General features: G+C 53.9%; 9 protein-coding genes. 7 read left to right on the top strand and 2 right to left on the bottom strand.

The window, feature by feature from the left end:
• The first annotated feature begins 95 nt into the window (after positions 1-95).
• The 6 genes from K3T83_RS46630 to K3T83_RS46605 all read left to right on the top strand — a co-directional run bounded on the left by K3T83_RS46630 (position 96) and on the right by K3T83_RS46605 (position 12,886).
• Positions 96-6,560, top strand: a complete 6,465-nt coding sequence (locus K3T83_RS46630) for a type I polyketide synthase (RefSeq protein ID WP_220209988.1) — start codon at positions 96-98, stop codon at positions 6,558-6,560.
• A gap of 123 nt (positions 6,561-6,683) precedes the next feature.
• Positions 6,684-7,430 (top strand): thioesterase II family protein, encoded by a 747-nt coding sequence (locus K3T83_RS46625; RefSeq protein ID WP_220209987.1) that lies wholly within the window; start codon positions 6,684-6,686, stop codon positions 7,428-7,430.
• Positions 7,427-9,685 (top strand): MMPL family transporter, encoded by a 2,259-nt coding sequence (locus tag K3T83_RS46620; RefSeq protein WP_220209986.1) that lies wholly within the window; start codon positions 7,427-7,429, stop codon positions 9,683-9,685. Before K3T83_RS46625 ends, K3T83_RS46620 begins: the two co-directional genes overlap by 4 nt.
• Positions 9,686-9,831: 146 nt before the next feature.
• Entirely contained in the window at positions 9,832-10,677 is an 846-nt protein-coding gene (locus K3T83_RS46615) for a helix-turn-helix transcriptional regulator (RefSeq protein WP_220209985.1), read from the top strand.
• Between the two features lie 128 nt (positions 10,678-10,805).
• Complete coding sequence (locus tag K3T83_RS46610) at positions 10,806-11,603, top strand: hypothetical protein (protein WP_220209984.1); 798 nt, start codon at positions 10,806-10,808, stop codon at positions 11,601-11,603.
• A 215-nt stretch (positions 11,604-11,818) separates the two neighbouring features.
• Positions 11,819-12,886: a beta propeller repeat protein gene (locus tag K3T83_RS46605; RefSeq protein ID WP_220209983.1), complete on the top strand. Its 1,068-nt coding sequence runs from the start codon at positions 11,819-11,821 to the stop codon at positions 12,884-12,886.
• A gap of 231 nt (positions 12,887-13,117) precedes the next feature.
• Here K3T83_RS46605 and K3T83_RS46600 read toward each other — a convergent pair whose 3' ends face one another.
• The gene (locus K3T83_RS46600) at positions 13,118-13,669 is read right to left on the bottom strand and encodes a dihydrofolate reductase family protein (protein ID WP_220209982.1); all 552 of its coding nucleotides are present in this window, start codon (positions 13,667-13,669) and stop codon (positions 13,118-13,120) included.
• A gap of 178 nt (positions 13,670-13,847) precedes the next feature.
• On the opposite strand from K3T83_RS46600, the gene K3T83_RS46595 reads away from it, so the two are divergent.
• The gene (locus K3T83_RS46595; RefSeq protein ID WP_220209981.1) at positions 13,848-14,120 is read left to right on the top strand and encodes a hypothetical protein; all 273 of its coding nucleotides are present in this window, start codon (positions 13,848-13,850) and stop codon (positions 14,118-14,120) included.
• A 100-nt stretch (positions 14,121-14,220) separates the two neighbouring features.
• Here the strand turns inward: K3T83_RS46595 and K3T83_RS46590 are convergent, their stop codons facing one another.
• Entirely contained in the window at positions 14,221-15,087 is an 867-nt protein-coding gene (locus K3T83_RS46590; RefSeq protein WP_220209980.1) for a class I SAM-dependent methyltransferase, read from the bottom strand.
• Positions 15,088-15,238 lie beyond the last annotated feature (151 nt).

Raw genomic sequence — 15,238 nt, 5'->3', positions numbered from 1 at the left:
ATGTACCTAAGATAGATATGTTTACTCTTAGTATACGTAACTCCCGACTATACTATAGTAGCTGATTATTCGGTAGAAAAAGGGAGTTCAACAAGATGATTGATAATTGTACCCAGGAACCTATTGCTATTGTAGGGATGGGGTGTCGGTTCCCAGGAGGAGTGAATAATCCGCACGACTTCTGGCAATTGCTGCTTTCCCGCCGCGATGCCGTTGCCGACATACCGGCAGAGCGCTGGGATTTGCGCCAGTACTATCATCCCGATCCTGACCAGCCAGGAAAGACCTATCAACATCATGGAGCTTTCCTGCAACATATTGATCAGTTTGACGCTGCTTTCTTCGGCCTTTCTGCAACAGAGGCAAGCAGGATGGACCCTCAGCAACGACTTCTGCTCGAAGTCAGTTATGAAGCATGCGAGGATGCTGGTATCCCTCAAGAACGCATGCGAGGCTCGTCTACTGGCGTCTTTATTGGCATCACCGCTCCAGAGTACAATCATGGGCAATCCGATTACATGCAGATCAATGCGTACAACAACGCGGGTATCGCGCCCAGCATCACTGCGAATCGCCTTTCCTATTATTTTGATTGGCATGGACCAAACCTGGGCGTAGATACGGCCTGTTCCTCTGCACTCGTCGCGCTTCATCTTGCCTGCCAGAGTCTCTTGCAGGGTGAATGCGTCCAGGCGCTCGCCGGGGCTGTCCACCTGCTGATCGATCCTATTACCAGTATTGGCTTTAGCAAAGCGCAGATGCTTTCTCCCAGTGGGCGCTGCCATACCTTTGATGCAGAGGCCGATGGCTATGTACGCAGCGAAGGCGCGGGTGTGGTCCTGCTCAAGCGACTTTCGCAGGCACAGGCAGACGGCGATTCAATCTATGCAGTGATTCGATCAACAGCCGTGAATCAAGACGGGCATACATCCAGCCTGCATTATCCATCACAGGAAGCACAAGAGACTTTGTTGCGCGAAATCTACCGCAAAGCAAACGTTGACCTGGCGCGTGTGAGTTATATCGAGGCACACGGCACCGGGACGATTGTTGGCGATCAGGTTGAGTGCCAGGCGTTGGGAGCAGTCTTCGCCGAGAGCCATTCACCAGAGCACCCGTTGCGCATTGGATCAGTCAAAACCAACATTGGACATTTGGAGGTGGCATCCGGCATCGCGAGCCTCATCAAAACAGTGCTCATTGTACAGCATCAGCAGATCCCCGCCAATTTGCACTTTCAGCGGCCCAATCCTCATATTCCCTTTCAAGCACTGCATCTTCAGGTACAGACTGAGAACGAGACGCTTGTAAATGAGGGAGAGCCGGTGATTGCAGGCGTGAGTGGCTTCGGTTTTGGAGGAACAAATGCCCATACCGTCATACAGGCGTATGCTCCTGCTGTCGTAGCAATGACCTCTTCAGACCAACCTGCTTACATGTTGCCACTCTCTGCCAGAACGCCACAGGCGTTGTACGATCTGGCTCAGACATATCACGCGTTTCTGGCAGAGGAGCAGGCACCTCCCTTCAGGGATATCTGTTTTACCGCCAGTTGTCATCGCAGCCATCATCAGGAACGTCTGGCGCTCGTGGCGGCATCATCCGCTGAAGCACGTGAGCAGCTCACCGCCTACCTGCTGCTCCCCGGTGATGCCAGACCATCTGCTCAACAGCACGAAAAGCCTGGAAATAATGCCATTGCCTTTGTGTTTTCCGGCAACGGCTCCCAGTGGTGGGGGATGGGACGCGCGTTATTGCAGCATCACGCCCTCTATCGCTCGGTCATCGAGCGCTGCGACCAGCACTGGCAAGCATTAGCTGGCTGGTCGTTGCTGGAGGAATTGCTCAGAGATGAGCAGACATCACGCATAGCACAGACCGAAATTGCCCAACCATTGCTCTTTGCCCTACAGATCGCGCTGGTTGAACTGTGGAAAGATTGGGGGATCACGCCTCGGGCCGTAATCGGGCATAGCGTGGGAGAGATTGCCGCTGCTTATGTTGCCGGGATTCTCTCCTTCGAGGATGCCCTTGATGTTGTCTACCATCGTAGCCGTCTGCAAGAACGCACGAAGGGCAATGGCACAATGGTCGCGGTTGGCATTTCCCCCCAACAGGCTGAGGAGCTTATAGCGCCTTTTGCCCCAGAAGTTGCGTTGGCCGCCATCAATGCCCCTCAATCTGTAACGCTTGCTGGTGATGAGACACTGCTACACCAATTCATCGAGCCTCTTGCACAACAGGACACGTTTTGCCGTTTTCTCAAGCTGCGCTACGCATTTCATAGCGCTCAAATGGACCCCTTGCGCGACGAATTGCTGCATGCATTGCGCCATCTGAACCCGCGCGAGGGACGGATAGACTTCTTCTCTACCGTCACAGGCGAGAAACTCAGTGGGACAGCATGTGATGCCTCTTACTGGTGGCATAACGTGCGCCAGCCGGTGCAATTCGCAGCCGGGATCGAACGCATAGTTGAGGCAGGGATCACAACGTTCCTCGAAATTGGTCCACACCCGGTGCTTTCTCTATATGCGCAGGAGTGCCTGGGTGAGCGTGATGGCGGTGTCTTTGCTTCTTTGCGACGTGGAGACAATGATCTGCGCCGACTGTTGAGTAGCCTGGGAGATCTCTACACACATGGATATGATGTTCAGTGGGAACGCATCATCCCGCAGGGGAACCAGGTCCAACTCCCCAACTACCCCTGGCAGCGCGAGCACTACTGGTATGACGAAGTACTGATGATTGGTCGGAGGCCCAGAGGATGCGCGGTCCATCCTCTGCTGGGATTTGCCCTGCCAACAGCTTTGCCGATCTGGGAGCAGCAGCTTGATACACCCGACCTCGCCTACCTTTTCGACCATCAGGTGGAAGGGACGGCACTCTTCCCGGCAACAGGATATACCGAGCTAGCACTGGCGGCAGCCGGACAGTTCTTCGGCACGCGGAACGTCACAATTGAGCAGATGCAGATAGAGGCTCCATTATTCATACGCCAGTACCAGCCCCCACGCCTCCAAACAAGCATCCAGAATGGGGATGTGATCATCCAGGCCCTTACTGACGCACAGGAGGGATGGACCCGATGCGCATCCGCACATATCGTGCCTCAACCCACAAGCCCTACATATACCCTTAGCATGTCAGGTCTGCGTGAGCGTTGCCCACAGACGGTCACGACAGCAGACTTCTATGATGCTTGTCAGCGCAGAGGCTTTCAGTATGGACCGGCCTTCCAACTGGTTCAGCAGGTCTGGATTGGTGAACAAGAGGCGCTGGGACTGGTGCGCCTTCCAGAGATTACCGATGAGTTGAGTAAGGCATATGCTCTCCACCCTGCACTTCTCGATGGCTGCCTTCAGACCATCATTGGGCTGAGCCTGCGGGAGACGGGTGGCATGATGGCACAGAACACCTATGTACCTGTCGGATTCGAGCAGTTACGCTTTTATGAAGAACCAATCACATCGTCCAGTGTGTACTGCTATGTGCGGCTGACTAACTGTGATCTGCGACAGATGGGTGCCGATTATTGTATTTGTGATGAGGCTGGAACGCTGCTCGCAGAAATTCGCGGCATGCGTCTCCTGGCATCTTTGCAATCAGCACATACAGCGCGGGAGGAGGCTGATGGACTACTCTATGAGGAGCGCTGGTATCCAGAGCATCTACAGATGCAGCCTGAAAGCATCCACATGGCAAGCGAAGCAACGCACCCACAAACCTGGTTGCTGCTGGCCGACGATGGAGGGGTTGCGAAACAACTTGGCGAGCGCCTTCACGACCAGAAGTTAATCTGGCTCAAATGCGGAACAGCGTATCAACGCGTAGATGCGACACATTTCATTGCGCGTTCACAGCATGCCGCCGACATACAAACGGTGCTCATGACCCTACGACAGGAAGGAAGCACACCAACACAGATCGCCTACCTCTGGGGACTGGATCAACTGGACACAGAGACGCTGCACGCCTGCGTCAATCACAGTTGCTTGAGCTTACTGAGGCTGGTACAAACGCTGGCAGCAGGCGAGTGGAAGGCCCGACTCTGGATCATGACGAGCGGGGTGCAATATGGCGTTCCCATCGAAGGCCAGCCGCGCGAGGCGCAAGACAACGCGTGCCAAATCGCGCTGGCTCCACTCTATGGGCTGGCTCGTGTCATCGTCAACGAACACCCTGAGCTGTCCCCAACGATCATCGACCTCAGTTCACCGGTCTCACAGGCTTATCCAGCCGAAGAGCTGGACGCGTGTGCTGATGAGTTACTCGTTCAGGCGGATGTGAGCGAAGTTTGTTTGCGCGGCAACAGGCGCTTTCTCAATCGTATTACACGTGCGCCGTTGACGCAGCACCTCCTTTCTGAGAGTTTATCCGATCAGCCAGATCTCACATTTCGCCTCACGCTCGATGCTCCCGGCCTGTTGAGCAACCTCTCCTGGCGCACCATGCCCAAACGACAACCCGGTCCTGGTGAAGTCGCAATTGCAGTCGAGGCGACCGGCTTAAATTTCAAGGATGTGGCGCTCGCCCTGGGGCTGATCAACCCCGGCACACATGCCGAAGCTTCGGGAGAGATAGCCCTGGGGCTTGAATGCGCCGGACGAATTGCCGCGCTGGGTAGCGGGGTCACGGATTTTCAGGTTGGCGAGGAAGTGATCGCACTGGGTGGCAGTTGTTACTCCCCCTGGGTGGTGGTCGATGCGCGCTGGGTGGCGCGAAAGCCTGCTCAGTTCTCGATGCAAGAGGCTGCCGGACTTCTCTGCGTCTTTCTTACCGCCTACTATGGCCTGCACGAACTGGCTCATATCCGCCCCGGAGAGCGAGTCTTGCTGCACGGGGCCGCTGGCGGCGTTGGTCTGGCGGCTATCCAGATCGTCCAGCAGGCTGGCGGCGAAGTGTTCGCGACGGCAGGCTCTCCAGAAAAGAGCGCCTACCTGCGTACGCTGGGAGTACAACACGTCTTTGACTCTCGCTCGCTCTCCTTCGCTGATGAGATTATGCAGATAACTCAGGGAGAAGGGGTCGACATTGTGCTGAACTCGGTTGCGGGCGAGGCTGCGGCACAGAGCTTGAAGATCTTACGCAGCTTCGGGCGCTTTCTGGAAATCGGCAAACGCGATTTCGAGGAAAATACCCTGCTGGGACTGCGCCCATTCGAGCGCTGTCTTGCCTATTTCAGTATTGATTTGCTCCGTATGCTCCATGAGGCTCCAGATCTCACGGCGAGGCTCATGCACGAACTTATGGAGCACTTCGCCCTGGGACACTATACCTCTCTGCCCTATCAGCTCTACCAGCCCGATCAGATTGTTGATGCGTTCCGCTTCATGCAACAATCGCGTCACATAGGCAAGATCGTTATCCAGATGCAAGGGCAGGCGGTGCCAGTCATCCACTATCCGCAGTTTCCTGAAATGCGTTTGCGCGAAGATGCAAGTTACTTGATCACCGGCGGTCTGGGCGGCTTTGGCCTGGCAACGGCTGATTTTCTCGTGCAGCGTGGCGCTCGTCACCTGATCCTGGCCTCGCGACGCGGCCAAACCGATCCAGAGGATGCGCCAATTATTGAGAGCTTCCGGCAAGCAGGCGTCCACGTACAGACTGAACGCCTGGATGTGACGAACGAGCAAGAGGTTGAGGAACTGCTCTCACGTATCGAACACAGCATGCCGCCTCTACGCGGTATTATCCATTCGGCGATGGTCCTCTCAGATCAGCCCGTCGTAGATATGGATGAACAATCCTGGGAACGGGCACTCACGCCAAAAATGCTGGGAGCCTGGTATCTGCATCACCATAGTCTGCACCTGCCATTGGATTTCTTTGTCCTCTACTCCTCATCAAGCGTCATAATCGGCAACAGTGTACAAGGAAATTATGTCGCAGGCAATGCATTCCTTGAGGCGCTAACTCGTTATCGTCGGGCGCATGGTCTACCTGCCCTCGCCATTAGCTGGACGTCTCTGGCACAGGTTGGTTGCGTGGCGCGCATGCACGTCACTGCCAACTATTTACAGCATATGGGGTTCCACTATGTAGAGCCTCAAGAGGCACTGGCTTTGCTAGAAAAGGTGCTGCAAGAGCAGCGCCCGCAAGCAACGGTGGCACGCATAAACTGGGATACGCTCACAAGTTACGCACCTAATCCGGCATTCAGTATGCGCTGGAGCCACCTGTGTTCACAGAGTCAGGAGCCGGGTACTCACGTACAGGGAGAACAGCACGATGCACGTACATCTCTGAGGATGATGAGCGAGGAAGAGCGGCAAAGCGCCATTCTTACCACCCTCCAGCAGCTCTTGAAGCAGATCATAGGAGGGGCTGTCTCTTTCGACCCCCACTGTTCCCTCAAAGAACTGGGCATCGATTCGCTGATGGCAATGGAGTTCCGTAATAGCTTGCGGCGGAATCTTGATATCGATATCCCACCGATACAGTTGCTCAAGATGCGCAATCTGGCTGATCTGGTGGAGTGGATCAACCGCCATATTGTGGAAACACAACAGGTCGAACAACATATAAAGCAGAGCGAACTCGCCCTGATGCCTGCCTGAATTTAATGACAAGACCGGGTAACGACCCTTTGACCTGTAACAAAAGAACACGACCATGTGCCATGCTCTTTTGCTACAGGTCAACCGTCATCCTACCCGGTGAAGAGAAAGTGTCCGTATACGATGTTGATTTCATCTGATGGGTGGATGTATTTCCCCCGGCCCAGAAAAAATGCCGCAATACGCCTCTGTTGTTTCCCGGCTAGCGGTACAAGCGCCTCGTTCTTTTTCTCCTGGGCACAGTGGCTTCCTGAAACGATTGAGGTAGCAGCCATTCAACTTCCTGGCAGAACAGCCGAACTCAATTTTGGACCGGAAATCGGATCTACAGCAGTGATAGAGGCGTTAGCAGAAACAATCTCGCAAAACCGGGAACTACCTCTGGCATTTTTTGGTCATAGCATGGGTGCCCTGCTTGCCTTTGAGGTTGCTCGCACTCTCTGCCAACGGGATTTGTGTCCTCACCAACTTTTGCTGGCGAGTTGTCCACCGCCTCATCTTTTTGACCAGATGCAGAACGACAATCATAATGAAGAGCTACTGGCGCAATTTCTTGCGTTTTTGCGTTCTGAACTTGGGATGCAACCAGGAGCCGAATACCAACGCTACGTCACGCTGATGCAGTACGATCTCAAGCTCTGGAATACGTATCGCTATCAACCGGCCTCGCCTTTTCCCTGTCCCTTAACCATCTACGGAGGCGCGGATGATCCGTTTGTGGACGCTCAACTTCTAGCGGGCTGGCACGCATACACCAGAAATGCCTTCAAGCTTGAGATGTATGCTGGTAACCATTTCTTTTTTTATCTGAATGCGCAACCGCTTTTACAAGCAATTACATCCTCCCTTGAGGAGAATAAACTCCTATGAAATTTCCTTCCCATCTCACAAAATTGGCTCGGGTTGAGGCGTCAACATCGCAAAAACGCGACGAGCAACTCAAACACAGAAGCTATGGACAGAACATCTATCGGCTGCGCTGGCTCATCCTTGCCTTCTGGGTCGCTGCGGTGCTATGTTGCGTGCCATTTGCTGGGCAGGTCGCGGGAGCGCTGACCAGCGGAACATATGTGAAAAGCGGGAGCGAGGCCAGCCAGGTTGAACAGGCGCTCGTTGCGCGCTTTCATCAGCCTGCCTCCAGGCTTTTTGTCGTTCTGGAGTCAGCTCATGAATCGGTCAACACGCCAGACTATCAGCGCCAGATTCAAGCGGTGCAGGTCTGGGCAAGAACGCTGCCTCGGGTCAGTACTGTCGCAACTAGCATGGGGAATAACGCACGCTCTGCTGTGATCAATATAGGCTTTAATCAGACGGATAACGCACTGGCGAGCTACATTCCGTCCTGGCGCGACCAGTTGAGGCTCCTGCCTGCCGGCCCTGCGCAAATGTCGCTGACCGGCAGCGCCGCGCTCACCAACGATTGGCAATATTTTAGCGAGGAATCTAACAGGCAAGGAGAACTTATTGCACTACCACTGTTGTTGTGTGTACTCCTCATCGTCTTTCGCAATGTTATCGCGGGCCTGATCCCTCTCCTGCTGGCCGGGGTCGCAATGATCGTTGCTCAGGCGATCATTTACGCCGTTGCCCTGCACACAGAAGTCTGTGTTTTCGCGCTCAATGTGCTTTCGCTCGTCTGCCTGGGCCTCTCCATAGATTATAGCCTGCTGTTCATCTATCGTTTTCGCGAAGAACTGGCGAATGGTTCTCGCCTTGAGCATGCCCTGGAGATCACGCAGGCAACCACCGGCGCTGCGATACTCCACAGTGGTCTGATAGTGCTGCTCGGCTTCACGGCACTCCTTTTCATCGATCTCCCGTTGTTGCGCTCCTTTGGCCTGGGAGGAATCTGTGCAACTGCTCTGGCGCTGCTCGCCTCGTTAACCCTGTTGCCAACTCTTTTAAGCATATTGGGCGGACGTGTTCACGCTCACTCGTTTGCAAAAACCGCTGCCAGAACAGGCCGGTTGTCTCTGGCCTGGCAACGCTGGCTTCAGATGACGCTGGCCCATCCTTTGCCAATTCTTCTGCTCGTTCTGGCAATCCTCGTGTCGCTAGGTTTGCCCGCGCTGTCCCTCAAACTGGGTAGTGTCGGCACCTCAATGCTGCCCACCACTTCGCAGGCGCGCCGGGGACTCGAGGTGCTGCAAGCTCATTTTCCCGCCTTCTCCGACGATTCATTGCTGGTCGTGGCGCAAACGCCTGATGGCTCAAATGTCTTGACCAGCGCTCGCCTCCAACAGCTTCAGAGCATCACTGATTGGATTGCTGAGACACCACATGTAACCGGGGTCACGGGTCTCACCAGTCCGCCCGAAGAAGTGCTGCGCACGCTTCCACCCATCTCTCACCTCGCCACATTCGACAGCTTTCTCCGCTTACCTGCTATTAAGAAACTGGTTGTGCAGACCACCTCTGGCGATAGCACCTTGCTGGCAATCAATACCGATGAGCCAGATGGCAGTGATGGTGAGCAGGTGCTTCTCCAACGGCTGAGGACAATGCCGCCAACGATCAGGGGAGGCTGGCACATCCTCATCGGAGGAACACGTGCGGAGAGCGCCGATTTCACTGCAATTCTCTATGCGCAATCCCTGCCTCCGTTTCTCTTCTTGCTGGCCACCACATTTATTGCACTCATGCTCATGTTTCGCTCGCCAGTACTTGCACTTAAAGCAGTATTGATGAACCTGCTCTCTCTCACCGTTGCGTTCGGCATCCTTGTCTTTGTCTTTCAGCAAGGCCATTTTGCCGATCTGCTCGGCTTTACAGCACTGGGAAGCATCGATCGTTTTGTGCCGATTTTCTTGTTCTGCCTCCTCTTCGGCATATCAATGGATTACGAGGTCTTTCTGCTTTCGCGCATTCGTGAAGAGTGGTTGCGCACGAGAGACAACAGGGCGGCAGTAGCCTATGGATTGGGAAAAACCGGGGGTGTGATTACCAGTGCGGCATTGCTGCTCGCGATTGTCTCGTCGGCCTTTGTTTGCACCTCGCTCGTGATTACCAAAGAGATCGGTCTGGGGGTGACGGCTTCGGTCTTCATCGATGCAACGTTGATCCGCTGCATGCTGGTCCCGGTGACGATGAGGCTCTTAGGACGCTGGAACTGGTGGCACCCTTAAATGCTCCCCACCTGTCGTAGTGGAGCGATTTACTTTACCTCATCCGGTGCTGGTGTATAATGAAGAGCAGGTTGTAACGAGAAAACAGCTTATTCTGGCGCTGCCAGCTTCCGATCACATCATTGAGCAGAGAGGGTCGCGTGTCTATGAAACAATTAGAGGTGAATCGTCATCGCGAATTAACAGCGTTCTTGCGGAGTCGCCGCGCTCGTGTCTCGCCAGAACAGGTGGGATTATCGAGGGGCCAGCGGCGGCGTACTCCAGGCTTACGACGGACAGAAGTAGCGCTGCTGGCCGAGGTCAGCCCGGAGTGGTATACCAGGATTGAGCAGGGGCGCGATATTCATGTCTCAGTACCCGTGTTGGAACGTCTGGCGAGCGCCTTACAACTGGATGCGAACGAGCGCACCCATTTATTTTTGCTCGCCCTCAAACAGCCGCCTCCAATCGAGACGTTTTCCCCACCGACAATCAGCCCGACCCTCCACCAGTCGCTCCAGCAACTCGGAACCATCCCGGCGTGTTTCGTCGATCCTCGTTTGAATATCGTGGCGTGGAATGCCGCCTTTTGCGTCATTTTTGGTGACTTTGCCACCCTCTCTGAGCGAGAGCGCAACATGATCTGGAGAGTCTTCACCATCCCCTTGTTCCGTCAAGGCAACCATCATGAGTGGGAGGAGCTGGCACGCATGGCTCTGGCGCAATTTCGCGCCAGCTATGGTCGTTTCATCAACGATCCCTGGTGGGCCACACAGATTGCTGATCTCTCCCGGATCAGTCCTGAGTTTCGCGAATTATGGGCATGTCACGATGTATACAACTCGTCGGAAGGACACAAATCGATGCATCATCCGAGTGCTGGCGACCTGAGCTTTGATCTTCTCGCACTCCAAACGGGCGATTCCAGCGATCTGCGACTGATGATGTTCACGCCGCGCAGCAATTCCAGGACCGCCGAGAAAATCGAGCGCTTGCTAGCCACCCGTGTCTGAATGAGGGAAGCTTTGGAAAGAAATGGAGAAATAGGTCAAATGACACTCACATTCCCCCATGCTCTTACTCTATATTGTGAGCAAGGTCGGGAAGGAAAGATCCTCCCTCTCTGTCATAGGAGAATGACATGCAAAGCGCGCTTCATACTTTGTCTGGAAACAGTCCCCTCTTTAGCTTTTTTCTCATCATTGCAGCAGCGCTTCCTGTCCCTTTCCTCGTAGCATACATCTGGGTAGAGAAGGCCGAACCTGGAAACGACTATCTTCGCTCCAGAGAATTCATCCCTGTCAGGCTGAGCATTCTCGCACTCCTTGGATATGTCGTCATTGGGATCTACTCTCTGCAAGCTCCCCAGCCTGCTGTGCAGTTGACGCTGCATCTGGGTGGCATATTTGGCCTTGTTCTGGGCATTATCATTTGTGTCATGGTGAAATGGTGGGGGACATTTCTGTTTTCTAGCTTCCTGCCAGCTATAGCGTTTCCTGGCGTGACTCTTTCCAGGCTCTCTCAGTTCCTCAAAGGGTGGTTTGTCGCTCTGAGAACTGGTCGGGACCGTGAACGCATCGCTCCTCTCCTCTGGCCTGATCTTGAGTGGTCTGTAATCCTGAGAGGCTCCTGTATGCTCATTTTGCTCATCTATGTGGGATGGGCCTTCTTGATTGCCCATCAGACAGCTTCCTTCGCAATAGGGTTGTGGAGTACCTTGATGATCGCTCTCGCTTCTGTCTTGACATTCATCTACTTCTCCTTAATCATCTATATTCCCAATTACTTCAAAGGAGATCGACTGTTTTCTCCTCTTCTGGTTTTCCTTGATGCGTTCACACACACCTGCCTACTGACGCTGATTCCCCTGCCCCCTCTGATCATTCTGGCCTTTCTTGGGGGTCTCATAGGGAGCCTTATTGGCTCCTGGCTGATTTGAGGCTTTGGAAGGTCAAGGTTTTCATGTAGATAGAGCAATCGCACACTGTGCTGTTTTTCTAATCTCATCCATGAGCATTTGCTCCTGTCCTTTCGCACAGGTGTTTCCTGTCCTTTTAGCTAGCTCCTGAGCAAGTTTCGAGTGGTAAGATAAATAGGGAAAGTAGCACTATGGCATAAAGAAAGTTCCAGTAAAAAGGAAAAGGAGAAAGAAATATGACCCTCTATCTTGCTCTGGATCGTGAACTGCTTGTTGCCAGACAACACAACCAGAAATGGCAGGTAGAACCGCAGCTTGCCGGATTGCAGGTGACGTGCCTGGCCGTCGATCCTACGCATCCCGAGCGCGTCTACTGTGGCACATACAGGCGGGGATTATGGCGCAGCGAGGATGCAGGCCAGACCTGGCTCCCCATTGGTGATGCATATACTCCGTCCACATCATTAGCGGATCGTGGCATTGCACAGGAGGATATCTCATCTATTGCCGTCAGTCCTATTGAGCGGTCCAATGGCTATGGTGTGGTGTACGCAGGCACAGAGATGAGCCATATGTACCGCTCTGACGATGGAGGAGAGAGCTGGCGAGAGCTTACTGGCATTCGCGAATTGCCCTCCTCCTCGACCTGGAGGTTTCCTCCCAAACCCGAAACGCACCATGCTCGCTGGATCACGCCCGATCCGCATGTTGCTGGTCGCGTCTATGTTGCGGTCGAAGCTGGCGCGCTGGTGCAGACGCCAGATGGTGGGCAATCCTGGATTGATCGCGTACCCAATGGTCCGTTTGATACGCACACGCTGTTGATCCATCCAGCCGCCCCTGGTCGCCTCTATTCGGCAGCAGGCGATGGCTTTATGACCGCTGGCAAGGGCTACCAGGAGAGCCTGGATGGTGGGAAAACCTGGCAATATCCCGATGAAGGGCTACAACATCACTATCTCTATGGTACGACGGTCGATCCCGCCGACCCTGATACGGTCCTGATATCGGCAGCAAGCAGCCCGCAGGCCGCTCACAATCCACGCGGCGCTGAATCTTTCGTCTATCGTAAAACGAAAGGACAGCCCTGGCAGATGGTCACAAATGGATTACCAGAGGCGACAGGCTCTATGGTCGCAGCGTTTGGCACCACTCCATCTGAACCAGGAGTCTTCTATCTGCTCAGCAACAAAGGATGTTATCGCTCTCCTGATGCTGGTCTCCATTGGGAACAGCTCGATCTCCCCTGGAATGAGCAACTCGTGTACCAGCATCCACAAGCGCTGGCAATTACCCAGGAGTGAGCAAAAATATCGCCATTTCGGGTTGTGGCACACAATACAATCGGTGTGTCTGGCAAATAAAGCGGTGAGAATCACCCGAATAGGGCAGGGGCGATGGCTTGTCCTCGCCCCTCTTGCCCATTTTGCGTGTCATGAACCAGGGCAAGCCATCGCCCCTGCCCTATTCGGCCTCTAATGAGCATGCCACCCAGAGTAGCGAACAATAGAGAGATTTTTGGAAGAGACCGGGCTTTACTTGACGACGCGGAACCACAGGTCGGTTCTCCCCGGCGACTCAAAAACTCTGATTCTCTCCAGTTCCAACGGCCACTGCTCTAGCGGCTCGAAAAAGCGCAGACCTGCACCTAAAAGGATCGGGACAACTCCGATATGGATCTCGTCAACCAGCCCGGCTCGCAAGCATTGTTGGGCGGTATCCGCGCCACCGACCACCGTAACGTGCTTGTCTCCGGCCGCAGCTTTTGCCTGCTCAATAGCGCTTTCGATCCCCGCATTCACAAAGGTAAGGGTCAATTGATCGTTCACGCCGATAGCTTCCTTTTCGGGCGCTGTATGGGTTAGCACAAAGATCGGCACCTGATACTCGTAGCCTGTCAGATCCCCTTCGCCCATATTATAGGAGCGCCGGCCCATCACGACTGCCCCGGTCGTCCGAATTTCTTCCTGCAACATTTCACTTCTGCGCAACGCTTCAAAATCTGGATACAGACGGCTGATGTCGCCATTACGATCATTCATAAACCCATCCAGCGACATCGTTGCGCCAATAATCACCTTTCCCATTATACCTGCCTTTCAATAAAGAACTGTTTCTTCACCGGCAGCATACCCGCCTCCCACGAAAAAAACTTCTCTGATCTTGCGCTGTTGGCAACAGCATACATAATCGCATGAAGAGGCTGTAACGCACGAGTGTTATTATTGGTGAAAGGCTACGATAAGGAGAGAGCAGCAAGAAGCTATGGGAGAACAAGAGGAAGAGCGACGACAGGCGCATCTGGTAGCGCGTGGCAGAGCAGAACAAAGGCGAGCAGAGATGCTCAAGGAACAGCCCGATGCTCTCCTGGTTTCGGAAGGTCAGAGCGCCTATTTCCGACTGGTCAAGCTGAGCCAGCATCTCGTCCTCACGGCAGCAAGGAACTACTTCACAGATGGGAGAGACAAGCGAGCAATCATCATTGCAGGCAATTTCGGCCTCTCCCATGCAGTCGCCACATTTGGTCTCAAGAAATAGATTTCTTTTCGCATCTATGCCATGCACATGATTCACCTGCAAATTATCGAAGCGCTTGAGCAGGGATGACCTGATAGCATGGCAATATTCTTTTTATTGCTTATGATTTCTCGCCCCAGACGGTGGTAAATAGATGTACGCCGCTGAAGTCGTCGCTTAGCATATCTATCTCCATCTGGGTATACAACTTATCTGCTTCTTCCTGAGTCGTGACTCCGGTTGCGAGAAAAAAGGGCTGGAGTAACTTGAAGAAGGTCTTCATATCCCGGCTCCAGAGCGCCTGGGCCGCTTCCCCAGCCGAAAAATCGATCATATGCGCCCGGTGTCCAATGTGCTGACAGCCTGCTCGCCGCAAAAAACCGCTGAGCATCGGCACAATGCCAAGCTGTCGCCCATCAGGAGAATAGCTCTGCCCGGCTCGATACAGAGCCTGAGCAAAAAAGCTGACTTGCTGCTCAAAGGCCGCGCTATTGGTAATCCCTGGTCCCTGACACTCGGTCAGGCGAAGGATTCCCCCGGGCCGCAAAATACGCAAGCATTCCTGAATGAGGCTGGGCCATTGTTGAGGAGTGAGAAAGGCAATTAAGCGGGCGTTGACCAGATCGAAGGACTGGTCTTCAAAGGTGAGCGGCTCAGTCGCATCCATCACCAGGAAGCGAGCATTCTCTAAGTGCTGCACACCGGCCTGTGCCTGCGCATAGGAGATCATAGCCGTGCTGATGTCGATACCTACCACTTCTTTATCAGGATAGGCATATGCCACTTCCTGGACCCATCCGCCAGGACCACAGCCGATATCCAGCATGCGATGGATCGTGGAGAGGTCGGAGCGCTCGGAGAAAAAGCCGCCCATTGCCTCAGTATAGAGCCGATCCTGATCGAGCAGACGAGCCATTTCTGCCCCACTTTCGTGATCAATAAAATAGGTATTCTCACTTTGAGAAGAATTCGCCGAGGAACTGCTCATGAGGAGATATCCTTTCTGCTTCAGCCATATGTTGCCACGTCAGCCAGAAATATTCTTGTCGGCAGCATAACAGGAACCTCATACACCTGTCAATGGAATTGATGATAGAAGCTGTTCTGCCATGAAATTTGCAAAGCCACGCGAAACAATA

Source organism: Reticulibacter mediterranei (genome assembly GCF_016587455.1).
This window is presented reverse-complemented; position numbering and strand designations above follow the sequence as displayed.

Excerpts from the sequence above, each read along its gene's own strand:
- K3T83_RS46630 (WP_220209988.1), top strand. The coding sequence starts at position 96 with ATGATTGATAATTGTACCCAGGAACCTATTGCTATTGTAGGGATGGGG.
- K3T83_RS46625 (WP_220209987.1), top strand. The coding sequence starts at position 6,684 with ATGTTGATTTCATCTGATGGGTGGATGTATTTCCCCCGGCCCAGAAAA.
- K3T83_RS46620 (WP_220209986.1), top strand. The coding sequence starts at position 7,427 with ATGAAATTTCCTTCCCATCTCACAAAATTGGCTCGGGTTGAGGCGTCA.
- K3T83_RS46615 (WP_220209985.1), top strand. The coding sequence starts at position 9,832 with ATGAAACAATTAGAGGTGAATCGTCATCGCGAATTAACAGCGTTCTTG.
- K3T83_RS46610 (WP_220209984.1), top strand. The coding sequence starts at position 10,806 with ATGCAAAGCGCGCTTCATACTTTGTCTGGAAACAGTCCCCTCTTTAGC.
- K3T83_RS46605 (WP_220209983.1), top strand. The coding sequence starts at position 11,819 with ATGACCCTCTATCTTGCTCTGGATCGTGAACTGCTTGTTGCCAGACAA.
- K3T83_RS46600 (WP_220209982.1), bottom strand. The coding sequence starts at position 13,669 with ATGGGAAAGGTGATTATTGGCGCAACGATGTCGCTGGATGGGTTTATG.
- K3T83_RS46595 (WP_220209981.1), top strand. The coding sequence starts at position 13,848 with ATGGGAGAACAAGAGGAAGAGCGACGACAGGCGCATCTGGTAGCGCGT.
- K3T83_RS46590 (WP_220209980.1), bottom strand. The coding sequence starts at position 15,087 with ATGAGCAGTTCCTCGGCGAATTCTTCTCAAAGTGAGAATACCTATTTT.